Genomic DNA, 19,435 nt, shown 5'->3' with positions numbered 1-19,435 from the left:
ACGCCACAACCGACAGCAAGAAGGTTTACAGCCAGTTTGTTGATTTTAGGGCAAGACAGGCTTGCGAAGGCGGCATGATTGTCGTGTTCAGCACATACCAGTCAATAGACGTAATCAGCGATGTTCAGAAACAAATAAACAATTTGGATAAAGACTCGTTTATTTTTGATTTGATTGTCTGCGACGAAGCCCACCGCACAACCGGTGTAAAGCAGAAGGACAAGAGCCAGTCTTCGTTCACAAAGGTACATTCAAACGGCAATATAAAAGCAAAAAAGCGCCTTTATATGACCGCTACTCCACGTCTTTATTCCAGCGACGCCCAAGCAAAAGCAAAGGAAAAGGAAGTTGAAGTCTGGTCAATGGACGATCCGCAAATGTTCGGTGAAGAAATCTACCGTATAGGATTCGGTGAGGCAGTCGAAAAACAGCTTCTTTCTGACTACAAAGTAATCGTTCTTACGCTCGACGAAAATTCCGTAGAGCCAGAGCTTTTGAATGAGCTTATGGAAGGAAACGCCGACTTAAAAGAAAGCGACGCTATAAAACTCATAGGATGCATCAATGTTCTTTCAAAGCGGACAAACTATCTTACTGACAAGGAGCTGTTCAGCGACGTTGACCCGGAGCCGATGCGGTCGGCAGTCGCATTCTGCTCCAGCATAAAGAGCTCGATTTATTTAAAAGACTCATTTAATGTGTGCCAGAAAGCGTATTATGAAAAAATGTCTGAGGAAGAACGGGAGCAGCTTGTCGCAGTTCAGGCGGAGCACGTTGACGGCGGAATGGGAAGCACAGTCCGTGAGGAAAAACTTGACTGGCTAAAGCATGCCGACCCAAATAAAAAAGAGTGCCGTGTTCTGAACAATGTGCGCTGTCTTAGCGAGGGCGTTGATGTTCCAAGCCTTGACGCAATAATGTTCCTTTCTTCAAGAAACAGCCAGGTCGATGTGGTTCAATCGGTAGGCCGGGTAATGCGAAAAGCCGAAGGCAAGAAATTTGGCTACATAATCATACCGGTTCTTGTGCCTGGGGATAAGAACGCAGATGAGATTTTGGACACAAGCGACGACTTCAAGATTGTATGGAGCGTGCTGAATGCTCTCCGCGCCCACGATGACCGCTTTAATGCGACAATCAACAAAATAGAGCTAAATAAAAAGAAGCCTAAAATCATAAACGTAACTGGCGGCGGCAACTTTGGCGGAAAGCCAATGGTCGGCGGCGGCGATGACGACGGCGGTTCTGAACCAGTGCAGGGCACGCTCGACTTTGATGAGCTCCAGCAGGAATTATACGACAAGTTCCAGAAGCTTACCGGACAGGTTTTTGCCAAAATGGTAAACAAGTGCGGAAGCCGGCGCTACTGGGCAGACTGGGGAAAGGACGTAGGCGAAATAGCAAAGAGAAATATTGACCGCATAAACAGGCTGATTTCAGTTGATGGCGACCATAAGGACAAGTTCAACGCTTACTGGGAAGGACTAAAGAAGAACCTGAATCCTAGTGTAAGCCGGCATGACGCCGTAGAGATNNAGTCTTTGAGGCTCTGTTCGGAAACGACCACTTTACCAAAGAAAACCCGGTTTCAAAATCGCTGGAAGAAATCGTTTCTCTTTTGGACGAAAAGAGCGAAAGCGGGGACTTGGAAAAACTGGAACGGTTCTATAACTCGGTAAAGCAGCGAGCCGAAGGAATTGACAATGCGGAAGGAAAACAGAAAGTCGTTGTTGAGCTTTACGACAGTTTTTTTAAGAACGCTTTCCCTATGACCGTCGAGAAGCTTGGAATTGTCTATACTCCGGTTCCAGTTGTGGACTTTATTATCCATAGCGTTGAGTGGGTTTTGAATAAAGAATTCGGACGTTCGCTCAGCGACGAGAAAGTTAACATAATCGACCCGTTTACAGGAACGGGAACGTTCATAACACGGCTCCTGCAGTCGGGAATTATTAAAAAAGAGGACTTGGCGCGAAAATACAGGCACGAGATTTTTGCCAACGAAATTGTGCTTTTGGCTTACTATATTGCAAGCGTGAACATAGAAAACGCCTACCACGACCTGATAAAGGACTGTCATTCTGAGCTTGATTCAGAACCTGAATACGAGCCGTTCAGCGGTATTTGTTTAACAGATACGTTCCAGCTGTATGAGAATGGAGATCCCACATTGGACGACAAGGTGTTCAGCGAAAACAGCGACCGTGTGAACGAGCAGAAAAAACAGCCGATTACCGTCGTTATGGGAAACCCTCCGTATTCAGTAGGACAGAAGTCTGCCAATGACAACGCGCAGAACCAGAGCTATGAAAAACTGGAAGACCGCATTGCAGAAACTTATGTCAAGGAATCTGAAGCTGGGTTGAATAAGTCTGCTTATGACTCATACATAAAGGCCTTCCGCTGGGCAAGCGACAGAATCGCTATACAGAAGAACGGGGGGGGTATAATAGCGTTCGTATCGAACGGGAGCTATCTGGACGGCAATGCCCAGGATGGATTCCGCAAGACACTGGAGAAGGAATTCGACAAGATTTATGTGTTCAATCTGAGAGGAAACCAGAGGACGAGCGGAGAACTTTCCCGCAGGGAGGGAGGAAAGATTTTCGGGAGCGGAAGCAGGACTCCTATAGCGATTACAGTCTTGGTCAAAAAGGAGACGGCATAGTGGCTTTTGTATCGAACGGAAGCTGGCTGGACGGCAACGCGCAGGACGGATTCAGAAAGACCCTGGAAAAAGAATTCAGCAAGATCTATGTGCTCAACCTGCGGGGCAACTGCAGGACAAGCGGAGAGCTCCGCAAAAAAGAGGCAGGAAACGTGTTCGGACTTGGCAGCCGCACACCGATTGCGGTAACCGTACTTGTAAAAAAGAGCGAAACAAAACAGTAAATTAGTGCTATAATACAAATGGAGGTTTTGAATGCCGTGTATATCTAGTTTTTATGGACTTTTGATTTATATGTATGGAGACGACCACAATCCGCCTCATTTTCATGTAAATTATGGCGGAAACTGGTCTGTCGTTGATTTTGACGGAAACATAATGGAAGGCGAACTTCCGGCTTCTAAACAAAAACTTGTAAGCGCATGGGCTGAAATTCACAAGGATGAGCTAATTGCCAACTGGGAGCTTGCAAAGAACAAAGAAACACTTGTAAAAATTTTGCCGTTGCAGTAGGAGTTACAATGAGCGCATATTGGACTGTTAAAAACGTAGAGCCTCTTAAAGAATATAGAATATTGCTTACTTTTGAAAAAGGCGTTAGGAAAATCTTTGACATGAAGCCATATTTAAAATACCCAATGTACAAGCCTCTTGAAAACATCTCCATTTTTAACATGGTGCATACGAATGGCGAGACTGTCGTATGGAATGACGAAATAGATATTGCACCTGAAACACTCTATGAAAAAGGAATTAGCTATAATGACTGAGGCACCCAATCATAAGGCAGAAATTTACTACTACGACATAGGCGACTACCTGAGCCGTGAACAAAAACTGGACATAATCGCAAGCTTCAAGAGCATGGAAAATCTGCCGTTCACCCGGCTAAAGCCGAATGAGCATGGCGACTGGATAAGCCAGAGAAATGATAAGTTCGGCACTTGGATTCCGATTGAAGCTGATAAGAAATTTGATTCAAAATCACAAAGTTTTTTTACTACATACTCAAATGGAATTTTAACAGCGAAAGATGCCTATCTTTACAATTATTCTTTTTATCATTTAAATGAGAATGTAGAAAAAATGGTAAATTTCTACAATGAGCAAAGATTATATTATCAGAAGATTATTGCCGAAAAACCTAACGAGAAAATTGAGAATGTAATAAATTTTGATTCCTCTAGAATTTCTTGGTCAGATTTATTCTTAAATGATGTTAAAAAAAATGTACTGTATTCTTTTTCAAACGATGAATTTTGTGATGTTTCTTATCGCCCTTTCCAAAAGCAAAATTTTATTTATCATAAGAAATTTATTCAAAGAACTTATCAACAAACATCTTTATTTCCAACTTCTAAATCTAAGAATTTGATAATAACTTTTAGTGCAGCTAAGTCGCCAACACCCTTACTTACTGATTCTTTGCCAGATTATCATTATTCTGGCGACACACAATGTTTTCCGCTCTACTGGTACGAAACCATCGAGCCGGAGCAGAACTCTCTTTTTGGGGACGACGCGCAAATTGTAAGGCACGAGGCTGTCAGCGACTTTATTTTGGAGCGCGCCCAGGGCAAGTACGGAAACAAAGTCCAGAAAGAGGACATTTTCTATTATGTCTACGGTATCCTGCATTCCAAAAGCTACCGCAAGACTTTCTGCGCCGACTTAAAAAAAATGCTTCCGCGCATTCCGCTTATAAGCGACTATGAGAAATTCTGGGCGTTCAGCAAGGCAGGACGAAAGCTGGCGAACCTTCATTTGAATTATGAGCAGATTGCCGCATATCAAGGGTTGACAATAGAAAGCCTTGAAAATAAAAAATACGCAGATTCAAACTCAAAAAACACACCGGGCGGCGAGCTTTTTGTTGCAGAAAAACCAAAAGCCGGCACTTCAAACAGCGAATACGAATACTATGAAGTCTGTCAGATGAAGTTTCCAAAAAAAGGACAGAAAGACACCATTATATATAATCACTACCACACGGTAAAAAATATTCCGCAAAAAGCCTATGAATATGTGGTAAACGGAAAATCCGCAATCGAGTGGATAATGGAACGCTATGCGGTAACTACCGACAAAAAAAGCGGAATTACAAACGACCCGAACGACTGGTCAAGGGAGCACGAAAAGCCGCGCTATATTCTGGACTTGCTCCTTAGCATTGTAAACGTGTCTGTGCAGACAGCGGACATTGTAGACGCCCTGCCCGATGTAGACTGGGAAAAGGAATAGGTTTAAAAAACAGCGCCTCTGGCAAATGCTTGCCAGAGGCGCATAGCATAATGCGGAAAAAGTTGCTATTTTACAGTGCGGACTACACGGAAACCTAAATAGGCACTTTTTTTAGCGAAGCTCGATTCACCTGGGAAACCAAATGGAAATCTATATTTGACAGCCAGCAAATAGTGAGCAGTGCTATCAGGATAACCGCCTCTAATAATTTTCCTCATACGATGTTGTTTATCAACCGGCTCACTTATAACAGGGTTTGTTACGTCGTCTGTTGTATATGGCGCGTAAAAATCAAAGCACCATTCTGCAACATTTCCTGACATATCATAAATTCCGTAGGCATTCGCCTTATGCTGCTTAACCTCTGTTATTTTACTATATGAAGCTACTTCCCTAAAATCGCTGGAGCCGCTGTATGTATAGTCTTCTCCGCCCCGCGCCGCATATTCCCATTCTGCCTCTGTCGGAAGCCTGTAGCCATTGGAATTAAAATTGCAGACAACTTTTGCTAAGGTTCCTACTGTTTTTTTCCAACTATCAGGATCTGTTGAATCTTCGAGTGAATAACACGGCGTAAGCCCCTCGTCGCTAGAACGCTTGTTGCAATAACTAATTGCATCAAACCAGTTGACAGACTTGACAGGATAATTTTCGCCGTCAGCTATCTCATAGGCAGGCACGTATTGTTTATATTCTGCCTGGGTAACTTCATGCGTGCAAACAAAAAAATCTTTTGTAAGAGTAACAGAATGAGCTTTTGAGGCTTCGCTTTCTTCTGTTGACATGCCAGTCTTGCCGCCCATTGTAAAAGTTCCCGCGCTGACTCTTGCAAAATCTTCCGGGGTCGGAACGTCATCTGTTGAAGGGTTGTCTTCGTCTGAGTTATCTTCGCTAGGCTTTTCAGGGGCGGTTGAGACTTCCTCGTATTCTACTGTTTTTCCGTCAATTGTGAACTTAGTAAGAGCCTTGCCATTTTCTATATCGGCTTGAATTATGCGGGAATATGTTTTTCCGTCGGAACCAGTCCATGTTATCTCTAGGCTGAATACATATTTATTAACTTCAAGAGTTACGGTGTATTTTCCCTGGTGCTCCACATAACGCCCGTAAACTGTCGGATTAGATTCCGCTGTTCTTGCGGAAGCCTGGACTTCTGAGCCTTCTTCCCACTCATAATAAGTTGCGGTGGATTCCGTGTCGATTTTTAAATAGCTTTTGCCGTCTTTGGCCGAATAGATTTTTCCTACATATTCAGGCTGAGAGGAAGTTCCAGAGCCCGAATCGTCGTCTTCTTTACAGGAAGTTATACCCCCCCCGTCAAAATTGTCAAAAACGCCAAAAGCACAGCTGATTTTGCAAAAAACTTGTTCATTTTACATCTCCTATACGCTTTTCTTAAAACAAGAAAGCTAATATTTTTTAGTATACGCTCGAATTTTGCTAAAAGCAATTTTTCAGCGATTACAGTTTTTTATCTTGCATTCTTACAGGAACTCCCATTTTGTCCAGATCGGCTTTTATTCCGCCGACTGTGTAGCCCATGCTGTGAACCATGCTCGCAATGAGGGCCGCATCGGCTTTTCCTTCTTTTAGTACGTTCGCCAGATGTCCGGGAGTTCCGCCGCCGCCAGAAGCAATTACAGGAACACCGACACTTTCCGCAATCATTTTTGTAAGGTTTATTTCGTAGCCGTTTTTCATTCCGTCTGCATCAATCGAATTCAGCACGATTTCTCCGGCTCCAAGCTTTACGGCTTTTATTGCCCATTCGCGCGCGTCAAGATCGGTTTTTGTCCGTCCGCCGTTTATAAAAACCCTGTAGCCGCTTGGGCAGGTTTCGTCTTTTGCCGCATCCATTCCAAGAACAATGCACTGGTTTCCGAAAATTCGCGCGCCTTGGCTAATAAGCTCCGGATTTTTTACAGCCTGGCTGTTCAAGCTTACTTTTTCTGCTCCGGCAAGAATTGTTGAGCGAATGTCTTCGATTGAACCGATTCCGCCGCCGACGCAAAAAGGTATAAAAACCTGCTCAGCGACGCGGCTTATAAGCTCAAGAATTGGACCTCTTCCGCGCGCGCTTGCCATAATGTCGTAGAAAACAAGCTCGTCAACTCCCTGATCGTAGTATTTTTTTGCCATCTCGACAGGGTCGCCAATATCAACATTGTTCTGAAATTTTACGCCTTTTGTAGTCCGGCCGTCTTTTACATCAAGACAAACAATAATTCTTTTTTTTAACATATTTTCTGACCTTTTTTTTAGATTCGGCTGTATTTTTTTGCTTTAGCGGATTCCTGCCTAAAAATTTCTGCCTAGCCGTCAATAAAATTTTTCAGAACCTGAAGTCCGCACTTTCCCGACTTTTCCGGATGGCACTGAAAAACTGTAATATTTTCGCTTTCCACGCAGGCTGGAACTTGCGTTCCGTAATCGACCCATGCTTTTACAATTGTTTTGTCTTCCGGCTGGATTAAATACGAGTGGACAAAATAAAAGTCTGAATGTTCCGGAACTCCTTCCAAAAGTTTTGAGCCGCCGTTTGAAAAATTCAAATCGTTCCAGCCAATCTGCGGAACTTTTAATCCCGGATTTTTTCCTTCTTCTTTCCAGACTGTGTTAAAAAGCTTTATTTCGCCTTTTAAAAGCCCAAGACAGTCAACATCGCCTTCTTCCGAATGTTCAAAAACAATCTGGCTTCCAAGACAGATTCCAAGCATCGGCTTTTTTGCTTTTGCCCAGTCTTTTAAAAATGAGTCAAAGCCTGTTTTTTTTAACTGTTCCATTGCGTATTTTGCTTCGCCGACTCCTGGAACAATCAGCCGTTCGCAATTTTCGAGTTCGGACGGTTTTTTTGAGAGAATAAAATTTGCGTTCAAAGACAAAAGCGCGCGTTCGACACTTTTTATATTGCCTGCATTGTAGTCAACAATTCCAATCATGGCTGAAATTCTAGCGGTGAGATATTTTTTGGTCAATGCCAGGCAGTTTTAATCTGCAAAAAGTTTTGTTTTTTTCAGATTGAAGAATTCGCGCAGTTTTCCGATAATTTCTATATGGATGAACTTTTTCAGGTGATAAAAGCAGTTTTTTCTAACAAAAATGTAATTGCGGCGGCGGTTGGGTGTGCCGTTATGTTTGAATTTATCAGTTACATAGGCAATTACCGAAAAAAGCCGCCAAAACAAAAAATTAAGAAAATAGTTGCCGCAGTTCCTCCAGCTTCTTCTGAAAAAGACGAAAATTCCGCCTCAGAAAAAAAAGCCGATGAATAGATTTTTCAGTTAAAAAATGCCTGAATAAAAAATGAGGTTTTTCTGTTTTTATGTCGATATGATTTTCCCAAAATCCGCCGAGCTTTTTTATTCTTTTACAGTCAAAAAGCTGCGTTAGAATTTCTTGCATATCGCGTGCTTCCCAGACATTTTCCTTATAAAAATCTCTGTCCCGCAAATTGAACTTTTGGGTCAAAATATTCACAGTTTCGTCTTTTGTAAAAAGCCTTCTGTTCCGTTTTATAAACTTAAATGCAAATTCGGCGTCGTCCGCGCAATAATCAGCTTTTTTTCCAAGTTTTTGCGCATCGCAAATGTCGCAGCCCGAACAGACAACCTGTTCTCCTGTCAAATAGCTCATCATAAATTCTCTGCGGCATATTTTTGAATTTGCAAAATCGCCCATAACTTTTTCACGGCTGTTTTTTTGCGCCTGCCGCCATTTTGCCTGGTCTTTGTGGCTCCAGATTAAGACCGAGCTTACAGAGTCGCCTTTTCTTCCTGCGCGGCCTGCTTCCTGGATAAAATTTTCTATGTGTTCCGGGGCGTCGAGGTGAACCACAGTGTAAATGTTTCCCTTGTCCATTCCCATTCCGTATGCGCACGTCGCCGCAAGAATCCCGTCTTCCGAGTCAAAAAACCATTTTTCAACTGCGAGTTTTTCTTCTTTTGTCATGCCTGCGTGATAGAATTTTGCTTTTTCTGAACCGAAATATGCGGTCAAAAGACGAGCCGTGTCTTCCGTTTTTCTCCTGCTTGAGCAAAAAACTATCATTGGTTTTTTAAGCTCGATGCATGCTCTTAAAACGGCTTTTTTCTTTGCGTATGCGTACCTTACTTCGTAGTGAATGTTTGAGCGGTCTGCTGAGCTTTGAACAAGATGGGCATTTCCGTCAAAAAGGACTTCATTCACCCTTGCAAGGACTGGAGGACTTGCCGTTGCTGTAAAGGCGGTGACGGTTTTTACTCCGAGCTCTTTTATGATTTTTCCGAGCGTAAGGTATGCCGGTCTGAACGAATCTCCCCATTCAGAAACGCAATGCGCTTCATCGATTGCAATGTGGGCAATTCTGCATTTTTTTAAGCGGCAGATAATTTTTTCATTTTGCAAAGCTTCAGGATTTGCAAGAATTACCCGCGCTTGTCCGCATTCTATTTTACGAAAATTTTCTTCCCGTTCTTCCTGTGTCTGTCCGCCTTTAAAAACAACGCACGAAAGGCTTCCTTCCTGCATTCTTCTGTGCTGGTCTGCCATCAAAGCCAGAAGCGGATAAATTACAAGAGTCGGGCCGTCCAAAAGCGGCGCAGGTGTCAAAAAACACAGAGATTTTCCGGCTCCTGTCGGCAAAAGAACAATCTGCTTTCCGCGGCACACACCGTCGTTTTCGTTTATCTGGCCGTCTGGCTCAAAATCTTTATCTTCGGAGCATGAAGTGTCTAGAATATTTGCAATTACAAGCCTTTGCCACGGAAACAAAAATTTTATGCCGAATGATTTTTGCGCTGCCCTGGTTGCCTCATCGCAATAAAAAAAATCTTCTTCGTCAAAACTTTGCGCAGGAAAATCTTCGCCTTCAATAAAAAAATCTTTTTCTGCCATACATATTGCCTCCGGCACTAATATATATGGCGGTAAAAGTCAATTTTTGCACAAAAAAAGCAATTATCTGTCAAGAATTGTAATTTCTACGCGGCGGTTTTTTGCCATTCCAGCCTTGTCTGCATTTGAGGCGACTGGAACTTTTGAACCAAATCCCTGCGTAAAAACGTGTTTTTTTTCTCTAATTCCCAAGTTCGTCAAAAAATCTGCAACGGCTTCCGCCCTCTGCTCGCTCAAAATCTGGCACGATTCTTCGCTTCCAAAGCGGGCAGTGTGTCCCGAAACTAAAAGGTCGTTGTCAGGATAAGCCGAGAGAATTTCCCCGATTTTTTTGATTTTAGTTTTTTCGCTTTTTTCGAGCCGCGCGCTGTTTGCTTCAAACTGAATATTTTCCAGGCTGATTGTAAGTCCGCGGTCGGTTTTTGTTACCGAAACGTCTTGCAAGCCCATTCCGTCAATTTTTTCGAGGATTTCCTGCACAGCCTCTTCTGTCGCCGTCCTCTTAAATTCTGTATATTCGACCTTCGTTTTTCCAGAAAACTGATATTCATTTCCGGTCAAAGTTTCAATCACGATTCTAAAATTTTCTTCGTAATGGTCAATCTGTCCCTTTTCAAAATCCCACCAGATTGTTCTGTCAGAAAAACCCATCGTCGTAACTGGAAAATCAGCAATAAAACCATTTTGCGCCTGTTCCATTTCCGTTTCGTAAAAAAGCGTGTATTTTGCAGAAATTACTGCAAAAGTCTTTTTTGTCCTGGAACTGTCCGAAGAAAGGCCTTCTTCATCGCGCTCATATTTGTATTTTGCCGTAAAAGGCACAAAAAACGGCTCTTCAACGTTCAGCTGGCGCCTCAAGTCTTCCGCTTCGTAGCCTTCGGCAGTCCACTCATCGCCAGTTTTTAGCATTTTGTCCGGAAAAACAGGAAGGTCGCGGATTACCGGCATAAAATAGCTTGAGTCAATTTCAAACCGGCCGTCCTTTGCCCTCCAGAAATTGCTTTCAAAATTTTCGCCCCATTTCCAGCTTCCGCCGTTATTGTCCGCAGAATGAGACTGCTCGCTCGTCATAAAATTTCCGCATATCCAGCCGCGTCCGTTTTCATCAACTTTTTCGACTCTTTCTGTAACACGGCTTACGATTTTTGCGCGGTGGTTCAGCCTGCCGTTCACTTTGACAGTCTCGTCAACAGTAGAGATCAAGCCAAAATTGTCGCCTTCGCTGTATTTAAACTCAAATTTTCTGCCTTCGTCAGCAGCAAAAAACAAATTTGCGGCAAAAATAAAAAATCCGGCAAAAAAAATCGTTTTCTTCATAAAAATTCTCCATAATAAAATTTGGGACGCACAAGAGGCCCTCTAACCGCTGTTGCAGGCTTCGGTGCCCTCGGTGCTTTGCACGCGCACGCGCCCTTCCACATCGGGCTGCAAAGCCCGGGCGAGCTTTAGCTCACAGTTATATAAAACAAGTTTTGCAAAGCAAAAGTTGCAGCGTGCACCGCACGCAAGCCATCGGGCTGCAATGCAATATAAAAAGTATGGTATAATCACTTTATGAGCATTTTACTTGAGCGTTTTATTCACAATCCCGCGCTTTTATTTATTTTCGGAATAATTATATTCATTTTAATTGTTTTTATCTCCTGGAAAGCCGGAAGAATTTCTGCCGAGTTAAAATTCCGCCGTGTCTTAAAAACTGAGCGCGCAGATGCTGTAAACCGTTCAAAAGCGGTTCTTTCCGGACTTGCAGCCGAGCAGATTGCTCCTTTTTTGCCGGATTTTCCATGCAATCCTGCCGACTGCCGTTTTGTCGGAAAACCTGTGGATTTTGTCGCTTTTAGCACAGAAAATGATGGCGAGGTAAAAGAAATTTTATTTATTGAAGTAAAAAACGGGACAAGCCAGCTTTCAAAGCGCGAAAAAGAAATAAAAAAATGCGTTGAGGAAAAAAAAGTGCGGTACATAGAGTACCGCACCAATTTAGAAAATAAAAATTTTTAGTCTGTGTAGCGGATTTCCTGCCAAATATTGTTGTATTTGTCCAGGTTTTCGCCAATGTCGAGCTTAAGCTTGCAGTTATTCATCTGGCTTGCTTCGTACATTGGTTTTTTAGTCGTAAACTGCGCCGCCTCAGGAACTACAAAGCAAGGAAAGTGGAATGCGTCAAGAAACTTTGCATAAACTTCTGGACGGTGAATGTAATTTATAAATTCATTTGCAAGCTCAGCGTGCTTTGCAGTCTTTAAGATGCACATGCTGTCCAGATAAGACGGGCCGCCTTCTTCAGGAATAAAAAAGTCGATTGTTTCTTCCCATTTTTCTTCCGGAACTTCACCGTAAACTACTTCTGCATATCCCTGGCAGAGCCAGAAATCTCCAGAGGCAAATGACTTTCCAAAGCCTTCTGCGTCAAATTTTACAAGGTTTGGCTTCCATTTATTTACGATAAGTTCTTTTGCTTTTGCAAGCTCGCCTTCGTCTGTCGTGTTAATGTCGTAGCCCAGAACAGTTAGCGCGTCGCCTACAACTTCACGCATGTCGTCCATCATTGTGGCATGGCCTGCAAACTTTTTGTCAGCAAAAATATTCCAGTTTTTTTCGTAAGTTCCGGCCTGAACTTTTGTTTTATTTACGCTTACGCCTGCCGCTCCAAGATAGTATGGACTTGCGTATTCAAAATTTGGATCATAAGTTGCCATTTTTGAAAGCAGGGGATTTAGTTTTGAGTTATTTGTCTGCTTTGACGGATCGAGTTTTTGCAGCATTCCCTGTGAAATCATGATTGAAGCATAGTCCTGCGAAGGAACAACAATGTCGTAGCCTTTTGCGCCTGCCTTGAGCTTTGCATACATTTCTTCGTTAGAGGCATAGCTGTCTACTTTTACCTTACAGTTGAATTCTTTTTCAAAGTCGCGAAGAACTTCGTCTGGAGTGTAATAAGTCCAGTTGTACAGGTAAAGAGTTTTTCCGTCATCTCCACAAGAAGTAAAGAGACCCATAGCGGCAAATGCACCAAAAGCCGCAACTGCAATTTTAGAGGCGATTTTCATAACGCTTAACTCCAAAACCCGGATGCCCCATTGCAACCGGGAAAACATTAAATAAACCGCTCACACAGAGCGTTTTTTTACATAAAAAACAGAAAAGCCTTCTAGCGCGCCGCGGCAAAGCCTTTCAAGCCTTTTCTCAAGGAGAAGGTCAAAATTCCGATTGCAACGATTAAAACAAACGAAAGCGAGTTGATAACCGGGCTTACTCCAAAACGAATCATCGAGTAAACGTATAGCGGCAGGGTTGTGCTTCCAGGCCCGCTTACTAAAAAAGTAATTACATAGTCTTCAAGAGACATTGTAATGCTCATCATAAAGCCGGAAATAATTCCAGGCATAATCGCAGGAATGATAACCTTTGTGAGCGTCTGAATTTCATTTGCTCCGAGGTCATGGCTTGCTTCGATAATCGAGGTGTCAAAATCATCAACACGCGCAGTAACCATTAAAAAAACAAAAGGCAGACAGAAAGTTGTATGGGCAATAAAAATCGTAACCAGGCCAAGGCTCATTTTTACGGCGCTAAAAAAAATCAAAAGCGAAAGGCCCATGATTACTTCTGGCAAAACCATCGGCAAAAAGCTTATTGTCTGAATATAGCCTTTGCCCGTAAATTTATACCAGCTTACTCCGATTGCGGCCAGCGAGCCCAAGACCGTTGCAACGACAGAAGACGAAATTGCAACTATAAAACTGTTCAATAGCGAATGCCAAAGAGGAGCAGAGTCAAAAATCAGCTTTTGATACCATACAAACGAAAAACCTGTAAATTCCGTGTCTTTAGATGCATTGAACGAATAAAAAATGATTACCAGAAGCGGCAAAAACAAGAACAAAAGACACAAAAAAAGCACTGTTTTTGAAAAACTAAACTGCGGAGCGCGTTTTTTCCAGCCGCGTTTTGCATGGCGGAAGTTTTCGCTCTGTTTTCCGCGGTTTTGTTTTATAAGGTTAAACGGATTGTGTTTCATTATTTTACACCTCCAATTCCTGTAGTGTCTTCTTTTGTAGAGACTTTTTTGAGCTCAGCGTCTTTTTTGCTGGAATAAAGCATCCACAAAATGCCTGCCATGGAAAGAAGTGTCAAAACCATTGAGAATGCAGAAGCTAGAGGCCAGTTTCGTGTTTTCTGAACCTGATCAACGATTATATTTCCAATCATATAACTGTCTTTTCCGCCGACAATATTCGGAACTGTGTAAGAGCCAAAAATCGGGATAAAAGTAAAAATCAAGGCCGAAATAATTCCGCTGCGGATTCCTGGAAGCAGAACTTTTAGCATTGACTGAGGTTTTGTTGCTCCAAGGTCGCGGGCTGCTTCCAAAAGCGAAAAGTCAAAACGGTCAACAGCAGTAAAAATCGGCAGAATCGCATAAGGCAGATACATATAAATGCTTAAAACTATAACTGCGCCTTTTGTGTACATAAACTTTACAGGCTCAAACCCGGCAGAATTCCCGGTTATTTTATGCCAAAAATTTACAATAGAACTCAAAAACATATTTAAAATTCCATTGTCGCCAAGAATTGTAATCCATGCAAAAATTCTTATGAGCGAGTTTGTCAAAAATGGAATGATTATAAGAATTAAAAGCAATGTCTGACGTTTGCTTCTTGCCATGGCATAACCGCATGGAAGAGCAATCAGAATCGTAATAAAAGTTGAAAGAGCCGTAATCCACAGTGTGCGCAGAAAAATAATTCCATACGCCGGAGTAAGCATCTGTTTGTAGGCTTTTAAACTGAACTCAGCAATAACCGAGCCATAAACATCGCGCTTCATAAGAGAATATGCAACGATAATTATGAGCGGGATTACAAAAAACAGACTGAACCAAAATCCCATTGGCCATGCATAAACTGGTCCTGGATTCATCTTTTTATATTTTTTGTCTCTTGCAGCCTTTGCAAATGCCAGCTGCGGACTTTCTTTTTCTTTTTTCATTACAAACTTGTCCTTTTGTCTTTTTTTATCGATAGAAATGATAGAAAAAATGCGGATATGAAGATATTAAAAATTATTTTTCAATATCTTCAACAATATATCCGTCTTCTGCCGACCACGAAATGTAAACAGTGTCTTTCCATTGAATTTCCGGGCCGTCATCAAGATAGTTTGTATGCTGCTTAAAGACTTTTACGATTGTGCCTGTTTTTTCCAGTTTGATATAGAATTTTGACTGGAAACCTGTGTAAACCGGCTCTTCAACCACACCTTTAAACACGTTGATGTCTTTGCGGCCGTTTACATTTGGTTCTTCGAGAGTAATTCTGATTTTTTCCGGGCGGATAGTAAAGGCGACTTTCTGGCCTTCGTCTGTGTGCTCGTAATCAGTTACAAGAATATTTTTGTCTTCTTCTTTTGTTGCCTGAGTGTCGCCTGTAAGCTGAGCCTGCAGTCCGAGGGCTGGAGTGTTGAGAGTTACCATGTATTCCTCGCCGGTTTTTGCCTTGTAGCCTTCGCATTTTACGACAGTTGACTCAAAAAGGTTTGTTTCGCCGATAAACTGGGCAACAAACTGAGTAGCCGGACTTTCGTAAATTTCAAAAGGAGTTCCAATCTGAAGCACATTTCCCTTGTTCATGATTGCAATGCGGTCAGAAACTGCAAGCGCTTCGCTCTGGTCGTGGGTTACAAAGATAAAGGTGATTCCGATTTTGTCGTGCAGACGGTCAAGCTCAACAAGAAGGCTTGAACGCAGTTTTGCGTCGAGGGCAGAAAGAGGCTCGTCGAGCAAAAGCACTTTCGGTTCGTTTATGAGAGCTCTGGCAATAGCAACACGCTGCCTTTGTCCGCCAGAAAGCTGATTCGGCTTTTTGTACATGTGTTCCTCAAGCTGAACCAATGACAGATATTTGAGGACTTTTTCTTCAACAGTAGCATTGTCGATTTTTTTTAAGCGGAGAGAAAATGCAACGTTTTCAAAAACTGTCATATGCGGAAAAAGCGCATAAGACTGAAAAACCGTATTAGACTGCCTTTTGTTTGGCGGAAGTCCTACGACGTTTGTATCATCAAAAAGAACGGCACCGTCATCAGGATTTTCAAATCCTGCAATAATCCGTAGAAGTGTCGTTTTACCACAACCTGATGGACCTAGCAAAGTGAAAAATTCACCTTGATTAATCGTAAAATTAATGTCATTCAGCGCAATAAAATCGCCAAATTCTTTCGATACGTGGTCAATCTTTACCTGACTACCGTTCAATGTGAGTACCTCTTTTTTTTACAGCCCGACTTCTGGGGGTTTTGATGAATAACAGAAAAACTGCATAAAAATTAAAATATGATTATTAGCCCAAATTGTCTACACATTTTTTAAAAGTTTTATAAATTTTATTTTTTATTTTACACAGACTTCGAGCTTTACAGTTTAATGTCATTACTGAACTTGTCCCATGTTATTATCTGGCTTGACCCGATANNCGATAATCTATTGAAATTTTACAGCAGCCGTTCAAGAGCCATAAATAAAATGGTTCCGCCAAAAATGCTTATCATGCTGTTGCCTTTCCATAGATGTAAAATAATTGTTGCCAAAACTCCGGCGATTGCAGGAATTCCCCATGGTGAAGAGCTAAAGGTCATGTATTTTGGATCGGCAAGGCAATAGATGATTAAAACACCGATTACCATTGCAGGAATATATTTTTCAATAAACGAAAGAACCTTAGGCGGCTTTTTTCTGCTGAAAAGAATAAACGGAAAAGCCCTCAGCAGATACATAAGGGCTGCGGTTACAAGTGTTGCAATAAGTGCCTCTGAAAGTGTAAGTCGCATTTATTTTTCCTCCGTTGAGCTTGATTCTTCTGTTGTTTTTGTATGTTTTATTACAGTAATTCCGCGCACTAAAATCAAAACTGCAATTCCAAGCGAAAGAGCTACGATCAAAATCTGCTGCGATGGAAGATAACCGAATTTTGAAAGGACGATTGCCGCTATTGCCGTGCAGATTCCGCAGAGAGAAGGAAAAAGGTCTTTGCTTTGTTTAATCTGTTCAATCATAAGCACAATAAAAAGCGAGTTGAGCGCAAAATCAACGCCTGTAAAGTCGAAAGGCAAAAAAGTTCCTAAAAGAGCTCCGATTACGCTGCCCAAAAGCCAGTAAGACCAGTCGAGAGCGGCAATAAGACTGTAAAATTCACCGTCTTTTTCTCCAAGCGGAACCTTGCTTGTTGTGATGAGCGCATAAGTTTCGTCAGTAAGAGCAAAAATCAAAAAAGGCTTCCATTTTCCGACACGCCTTTTGTCATATTTTTTTAGAAGCGAAAGTCCGTAGACAATATGCCTGATTCCTACAAAAAACTGTGTTACCAGAAATGCTGGAAGCGGAGCGCCTGCTGCCATAAGGCTTATTCCGATATATTGCCCTGTTCCGGAAAAAATTGTCATTCCCATAAAAAGGGCAAGCCACCACGGGTAACCGTTGTTTACAACCATCAATCCAAAAGGAATTCCAATAGAAATATAACCAAAAAAAATAGGAAGCGTAAGTTTTGCGCCTTTGCAAATGCTGTCTTTTTTTAACATAGAGGCGAGTATAGCACTTTTTACTGTTTGATAAAATATGTTTTGTATGCTAGAATTTTTTGAAAAGTTTGAGCTGGAGGAAATCTCTAAAAATGACTGCGATTATTTTTGGACTTTTGCTTATTTCGTTTTTTGTATGTGCTGCCTTGCCGCAAGGTTTAGGCTGGGGAGATTTTATAATTTCCGCGCTAAAAGGCGTTGGCCCTTTGGTTGCTGTTCTTGCCGGTGTTGCCGCCTTTTTTATAGGTTTTGCCGACATTCAGGACAAAAAAGAAGCCCGCAGAGAAGAAAAAGAAGCCTTTGAAGAAGCAAAAAAATCTGAAGAAAACGATTAGCTTTATAAAAGACGATTTTCTTAAAAATTGTTGTTTTAATGGCTTTTTAGAGAGTTTTCGTTCTCGTTTTTATTGACCAAAATCAATAAAAATTTTAATATTTATATCCCCGTATATGCGCAGATAAAAGCTTCAATATCTGCGGAGTGTGATTTTTGAAGATGCAATCAAAATGAACACAAGAGACTTTTTAGTACAAGGTATATACAAATGAAAACTTTATTCGTAAAAGATTACGAGCAGAAACGCGACTGGTACATCATCGATGCTGCCGGCAAACCGCTCGGACGCGTTGCAGCAAAAGTTGCAGCAGTTGTTCGTGGTAAGAACAAGGCTTCTTACACTCCAAACCAGGCAATGGGTGACTTTGTTGTTGTTATCAACGCTGACAAAGTTGTTGTTTCTGGAAACAAAGCATCTGACATGCTTTATCGCCATTACACAGGCTATGTTGGCGGTCTTCGTGAGTATTCGTTCGAAAAGCTTATCGAAAGAAACCCAACCGAACCTCTTTCACGCACAATTGCAGGCATGCTTCCAAATGGACGTCTTGGACGCAAAATGATGGACAGTGTAAAGATTTATGCAGGTTCTGACTACCCACATAAGGCTCAGAATCCAAAACCGCTTGAAGTTTAAGTCAGGAGTCTATGATGGTTAAGAATATTGCAATTGGAACAGGTAGAAGAAAGACAGCTACTGCACGTGTATTTCTCCGTGACGGTAGTGGAAAAATCGTTGTAAACGGAAAAGATGTTGCTGAATACTTTGATTCAGAAGAACAGGTACGCAGAGTACATCAGCCGCTTCTTGTTACAAGCAACGAAAATAAATTTGACGTTTTGATTAACGTTGTTGGCGGCGGATTGAACGGCCAGGCAGATGCTTGTCTTCACGGACTTTCACGCGCCTTGCTTCAGGTTGATCCTGATGCCCGCACATCGCTTAAAGCTAACGGATTCCTTACTCGCGACAGCCGCATGGTTGAACGCAAAAAGTATGGTCAGCGCGGTGCTCGCCGTCGCTTCCAGTTCTCAAAACGTTAGTTTTTATTCTGTACAATATGTACAAAATTTCGCTTTTGGTTTTTCTTTTTGTGGAACAGCCGGAAGCGAAAAAGCTTTCGGAACACAAATGCGCATAAGTGCTATAAAACAGACTTCATCGGACATTGTAGAAATTGCAACGGACGGCGGGTCTGTTTTTTTTGTAAGGTTTGCTTTTCTCTATTCTGTCAAACCAGAAGAATTTTTTGTTGGCGCAGAATTTTTTGAAGACAGGGAAATGGAAATTGTAGACGCCGCTTTAGCTTTTGTTGCGGAATGCAAGGCGGAAGAGTATCTTGCCCGCTGTGAGCAGTGCAGGGCTGGACTTGAAAAAAAACTTTTTCAAAAATCACATTCAAAGCAGTCAATAAAACAGGCCTTGGATTATCTTGAGGAAAAAAATCTTCTCAACGATCTTCGTTTTTCTGAAATCTGGCTTAGAAATCATGCTGTTGCAAAACCTCAGGGACGGATAAGGCTTTTGAGTGAGCTTATTTCGCGTGGAATAAAAACAGGCGATGCAAAAAAAGCCGTTGATGATTTTTTTAAGGTGAATGATGAAATTCAACTTTGCCGCAGAGCGTATAAAAAAGCGTTAAAAAATGGAAAAAAAGATGAAAAACTCATAAAATACTTAATGGATTCTGGTTTTTCCTATAAACTGATACTTTCTGTTGCAGACGAAGAATAAC

General features: G+C 41.9%; 21 protein-coding genes and 1 pseudogene. 11 read left to right on the top strand and 11 right to left on the bottom strand.

The window, feature by feature from the left end:
- Positions 1–74 precede the first annotated feature (74 nt).
- From B3Y13_RS06385 to B3Y13_RS06360, 6 genes and pseudogenes are all read left to right on the top strand, one after another.
- Positions 75–1,654: pseudogene (locus tag B3Y13_RS06385) on the top strand (helicase-related protein); the annotation flags it as partial.
- A gap of 114 nt (positions 1,655–1,768) precedes the next feature.
- A complete protein-coding gene (locus B3Y13_RS06380) occupies positions 1,769–2,668 on the top strand; it encodes an N-6 DNA methylase (RefSeq protein ID WP_414718189.1) in 900 nt (299 codons plus the stop codon).
- The gene (locus B3Y13_RS06375; RefSeq protein WP_288584727.1) at positions 2,668–2,892 is read left to right on the top strand and encodes a hypothetical protein; all 225 of its coding nucleotides are present in this window, start codon (positions 2,668–2,670) and stop codon (positions 2,890–2,892) included. The genes B3Y13_RS06380 and B3Y13_RS06375 overlap by 1 nt, the downstream gene beginning before the upstream one ends.
- Positions 2,893–2,923: 31 nt before the next feature.
- Positions 2,924–3,181: a DUF4160 domain-containing protein gene (locus B3Y13_RS06370; RefSeq protein WP_296023934.1), complete on the top strand. Its 258-nt coding sequence runs from the start codon at positions 2,924–2,926 to the stop codon at positions 3,179–3,181.
- Positions 3,182–3,189: 8 nt separating this feature from the next.
- Positions 3,190–3,438, top strand: coding sequence for a DUF2442 domain-containing protein (locus B3Y13_RS06365; RefSeq protein WP_296693410.1), 249 nt, complete (start codon positions 3,190–3,192; stop codon positions 3,436–3,438).
- The gene (locus tag B3Y13_RS06360) at positions 3,431–4,909 is read left to right on the top strand and encodes a type ISP restriction/modification enzyme (RefSeq protein WP_296693407.1); all 1,479 of its coding nucleotides are present in this window, start codon (positions 3,431–3,433) and stop codon (positions 4,907–4,909) included. The genes B3Y13_RS06365 and B3Y13_RS06360 overlap by 8 nt, the downstream gene beginning before the upstream one ends.
- 65 nt (positions 4,910–4,974) lie before the next feature.
- On the opposite strand, the gene B3Y13_RS06355 is transcribed toward B3Y13_RS06360, so the two are convergent.
- The 5 genes from B3Y13_RS06355 to B3Y13_RS06335 all read right to left on the bottom strand — a co-directional run bounded on the left by B3Y13_RS06355 (position 4,975) and on the right by B3Y13_RS06335 (position 11,098).
- Entirely contained in the window at positions 4,975–6,006 is a 1,032-nt protein-coding gene (locus tag B3Y13_RS06355; protein WP_296693405.1) for a formylglycine-generating enzyme family protein, read from the bottom strand.
- Positions 6,007–6,370: 364 nt separating this feature from the next.
- Positions 6,371–7,150, bottom strand: coding sequence for an imidazole glycerol phosphate synthase subunit HisF (gene hisF, locus B3Y13_RS06350; RefSeq protein ID WP_296023901.1), 780 nt, complete (start codon positions 7,148–7,150; stop codon positions 6,371–6,373).
- A gap of 71 nt (positions 7,151–7,221) precedes the next feature.
- On the bottom strand, positions 7,222–7,848 hold the full coding sequence (gene hisH, locus B3Y13_RS06345; RefSeq protein WP_296023896.1) for an imidazole glycerol phosphate synthase subunit HisH: 627 nt from the start codon (positions 7,846–7,848) through the stop codon (positions 7,222–7,224).
- A gap of 250 nt (positions 7,849–8,098) precedes the next feature.
- Positions 8,099–9,781, bottom strand: coding sequence for a RecQ family ATP-dependent DNA helicase (locus B3Y13_RS06340; RefSeq protein WP_296669097.1), 1,683 nt, complete (start codon positions 9,779–9,781; stop codon positions 8,099–8,101).
- A gap of 63 nt (positions 9,782–9,844) precedes the next feature.
- Complete coding sequence (locus tag B3Y13_RS06335) at positions 9,845–11,098, bottom strand: OmpA family protein (protein WP_296669099.1); 1,254 nt, start codon at positions 11,096–11,098, stop codon at positions 9,845–9,847.
- A gap of 237 nt (positions 11,099–11,335) precedes the next feature.
- Between B3Y13_RS06335 and B3Y13_RS06330 the strand changes: the two genes are divergently transcribed.
- Positions 11,336–11,782, top strand: coding sequence for a Holliday junction resolvase-like protein (locus B3Y13_RS06330; RefSeq protein WP_296693403.1), 447 nt, complete (start codon positions 11,336–11,338; stop codon positions 11,780–11,782).
- On the opposite strand, the gene B3Y13_RS06325 is transcribed toward B3Y13_RS06330, so the two are convergent.
- The 6 genes from B3Y13_RS06325 to B3Y13_RS06300 all read right to left on the bottom strand — a co-directional run bounded on the left by B3Y13_RS06325 (position 11,779) and on the right by B3Y13_RS06300 (position 17,362).
- Positions 11,779–12,831 (bottom strand): extracellular solute-binding protein, encoded by a 1,053-nt coding sequence (locus tag B3Y13_RS06325; protein ID WP_296023880.1) that lies wholly within the window; start codon positions 12,829–12,831, stop codon positions 11,779–11,781. The two genes, B3Y13_RS06330 and B3Y13_RS06325, sit on opposite strands and share 4 nt — an antisense overlap.
- Positions 12,832–12,932: 101 nt before the next feature.
- Complete coding sequence (locus B3Y13_RS06320; RefSeq protein WP_296023877.1) at positions 12,933–13,802, bottom strand: ABC transporter permease; 870 nt, start codon at positions 13,800–13,802, stop codon at positions 12,933–12,935.
- Positions 13,802–14,776, bottom strand: coding sequence for an ABC transporter permease (locus B3Y13_RS06315; RefSeq protein ID WP_414717815.1), 975 nt, complete (start codon positions 14,774–14,776; stop codon positions 13,802–13,804). Before B3Y13_RS06315 ends, B3Y13_RS06320 begins: the two co-directional genes overlap by 1 nt.
- Before the next feature lie 73 nt (positions 14,777–14,849).
- Entirely contained in the window at positions 14,850–16,040 is a 1,191-nt protein-coding gene (locus B3Y13_RS06310; RefSeq protein ID WP_296669106.1) for an ABC transporter ATP-binding protein, read from the bottom strand.
- A 236-nt stretch (positions 16,041–16,276) separates the two neighbouring features.
- Entirely contained in the window at positions 16,277–16,612 is a 336-nt protein-coding gene (locus B3Y13_RS06305) for a branched-chain amino acid transporter permease (protein ID WP_296023869.1), read from the bottom strand.
- Entirely contained in the window at positions 16,613–17,362 is a 750-nt protein-coding gene (locus B3Y13_RS06300; protein WP_296693401.1) for an AzlC family ABC transporter permease, read from the bottom strand. It abuts the gene before it with no gap.
- A 92-nt stretch (positions 17,363–17,454) separates the two neighbouring features.
- Here B3Y13_RS06300 and B3Y13_RS06295 point away from each other — a divergent pair, with 92 nt between their 5' ends.
- The 4 genes from B3Y13_RS06295 to B3Y13_RS06280 all read left to right on the top strand — a co-directional run bounded on the left by B3Y13_RS06295 (position 17,455) and on the right by B3Y13_RS06280 (position 19,434).
- On the top strand, positions 17,455–17,697 hold the full coding sequence (locus B3Y13_RS06295) for a hypothetical protein (RefSeq protein ID WP_078930660.1): 243 nt from the start codon (positions 17,455–17,457) through the stop codon (positions 17,695–17,697).
- Positions 17,698–17,907: 210 nt separating this feature from the next.
- Positions 17,908–18,336 carry a 50S ribosomal protein L13 gene (gene rplM / locus B3Y13_RS06290; RefSeq protein WP_296023845.1) on the top strand — a complete coding sequence of 143 codons (429 nt, stop codon included), beginning with the start codon at positions 17,908–17,910 and terminating at the stop codon, positions 18,334–18,336.
- Positions 18,337–18,350: 14 nt separating this feature from the next.
- A complete protein-coding gene (rpsI, locus tag B3Y13_RS06285) occupies positions 18,351–18,743 on the top strand; it encodes a 30S ribosomal protein S9 (protein ID WP_296023987.1) in 393 nt (130 codons plus the stop codon).
- A gap of 88 nt (positions 18,744–18,831) precedes the next feature.
- Complete coding sequence (locus tag B3Y13_RS06280; RefSeq protein ID WP_296669112.1) at positions 18,832–19,434, top strand: regulatory protein RecX; 603 nt, start codon at positions 18,832–18,834, stop codon at positions 19,432–19,434.
- Position 19,435: the final 1 nt, after the last annotated feature.

This window comes from Treponema sp. UBA7567 (assembly GCF_002476655.1).
Classification (GTDB): domain Bacteria; phylum Spirochaetota; class Spirochaetia; order Treponematales; family Treponemataceae; genus Treponema_D.
The sequence above is the reverse complement of the archived record's forward strand: the minus strand, read 5'-3'. Positions and strand labels throughout refer to the sequence as shown.

Excerpts from the sequence above, each read along its gene's own strand:
- B3Y13_RS06380 (WP_414718189.1), top strand. The coding sequence starts at position 1,769 with ATGACCGTCGAGAAGCTTGGAATTGTCTATACTCCGGTTCCAGTTGTG.
- B3Y13_RS06370 (WP_296023934.1), top strand. The coding sequence starts at position 2,924 with ATGCCGTGTATATCTAGTTTTTATGGACTTTTGATTTATATGTATGGA.
- B3Y13_RS06365 (WP_296693410.1), top strand. The coding sequence starts at position 3,190 with ATGAGCGCATATTGGACTGTTAAAAACGTAGAGCCTCTTAAAGAATAT.
- B3Y13_RS06360 (WP_296693407.1), top strand. The coding sequence starts at position 3,431 with ATGACTGAGGCACCCAATCATAAGGCAGAAATTTACTACTACGACATA.
- hisF (WP_296023901.1), bottom strand. The coding sequence starts at position 7,150 with ATGTTAAAAAAAAGAATTATTGTTTGTCTTGATGTAAAAGACGGCCGG.
- hisH (WP_296023896.1), bottom strand. The coding sequence starts at position 7,848 with ATGATTGGAATTGTTGACTACAATGCAGGCAATATAAAAAGTGTCGAA.
- B3Y13_RS06340 (WP_296669097.1), bottom strand. The coding sequence starts at position 9,781 with ATGGCAGAAAAAGATTTTTTTATTGAAGGCGAAGATTTTCCTGCGCAA.
- B3Y13_RS06335 (WP_296669099.1), bottom strand. The coding sequence starts at position 11,098 with ATGAAGAAAACGATTTTTTTTGCCGGATTTTTTATTTTTGCCGCAAAT.
- B3Y13_RS06330 (WP_296693403.1), top strand. The coding sequence starts at position 11,336 with ATGAGCATTTTACTTGAGCGTTTTATTCACAATCCCGCGCTTTTATTT.
- B3Y13_RS06325 (WP_296023880.1), bottom strand. The coding sequence starts at position 12,831 with ATGAAAATCGCCTCTAAAATTGCAGTTGCGGCTTTTGGTGCATTTGCC.
- B3Y13_RS06320 (WP_296023877.1), bottom strand. The coding sequence starts at position 13,802 with ATGAAACACAATCCGTTTAACCTTATAAAACAAAACCGCGGAAAACAG.
- B3Y13_RS06315 (WP_414717815.1), bottom strand. The coding sequence starts at position 14,776 with ATGAAAAAAGAAAAAGAAAGTCCGCAGCTGGCATTTGCAAAGGCTGCA.
- B3Y13_RS06305 (WP_296023869.1), bottom strand. The coding sequence starts at position 16,612 with ATGCGACTTACACTTTCAGAGGCACTTATTGCAACACTTGTAACCGCA.
- B3Y13_RS06300 (WP_296693401.1), bottom strand. The coding sequence starts at position 17,362 with ATGTTAAAAAAAGACAGCATTTGCAAAGGCGCAAAACTTACGCTTCCT.
- B3Y13_RS06295 (WP_078930660.1), top strand. The coding sequence starts at position 17,455 with ATGACTGCGATTATTTTTGGACTTTTGCTTATTTCGTTTTTTGTATGT.
- rplM (WP_296023845.1), top strand. The coding sequence starts at position 17,908 with ATGAAAACTTTATTCGTAAAAGATTACGAGCAGAAACGCGACTGGTAC.
- rpsI (WP_296023987.1), top strand. The coding sequence starts at position 18,351 with ATGGTTAAGAATATTGCAATTGGAACAGGTAGAAGAAAGACAGCTACT.
- B3Y13_RS06280 (WP_296669112.1), top strand. The coding sequence starts at position 18,832 with ATGCGCATAAGTGCTATAAAACAGACTTCATCGGACATTGTAGAAATT.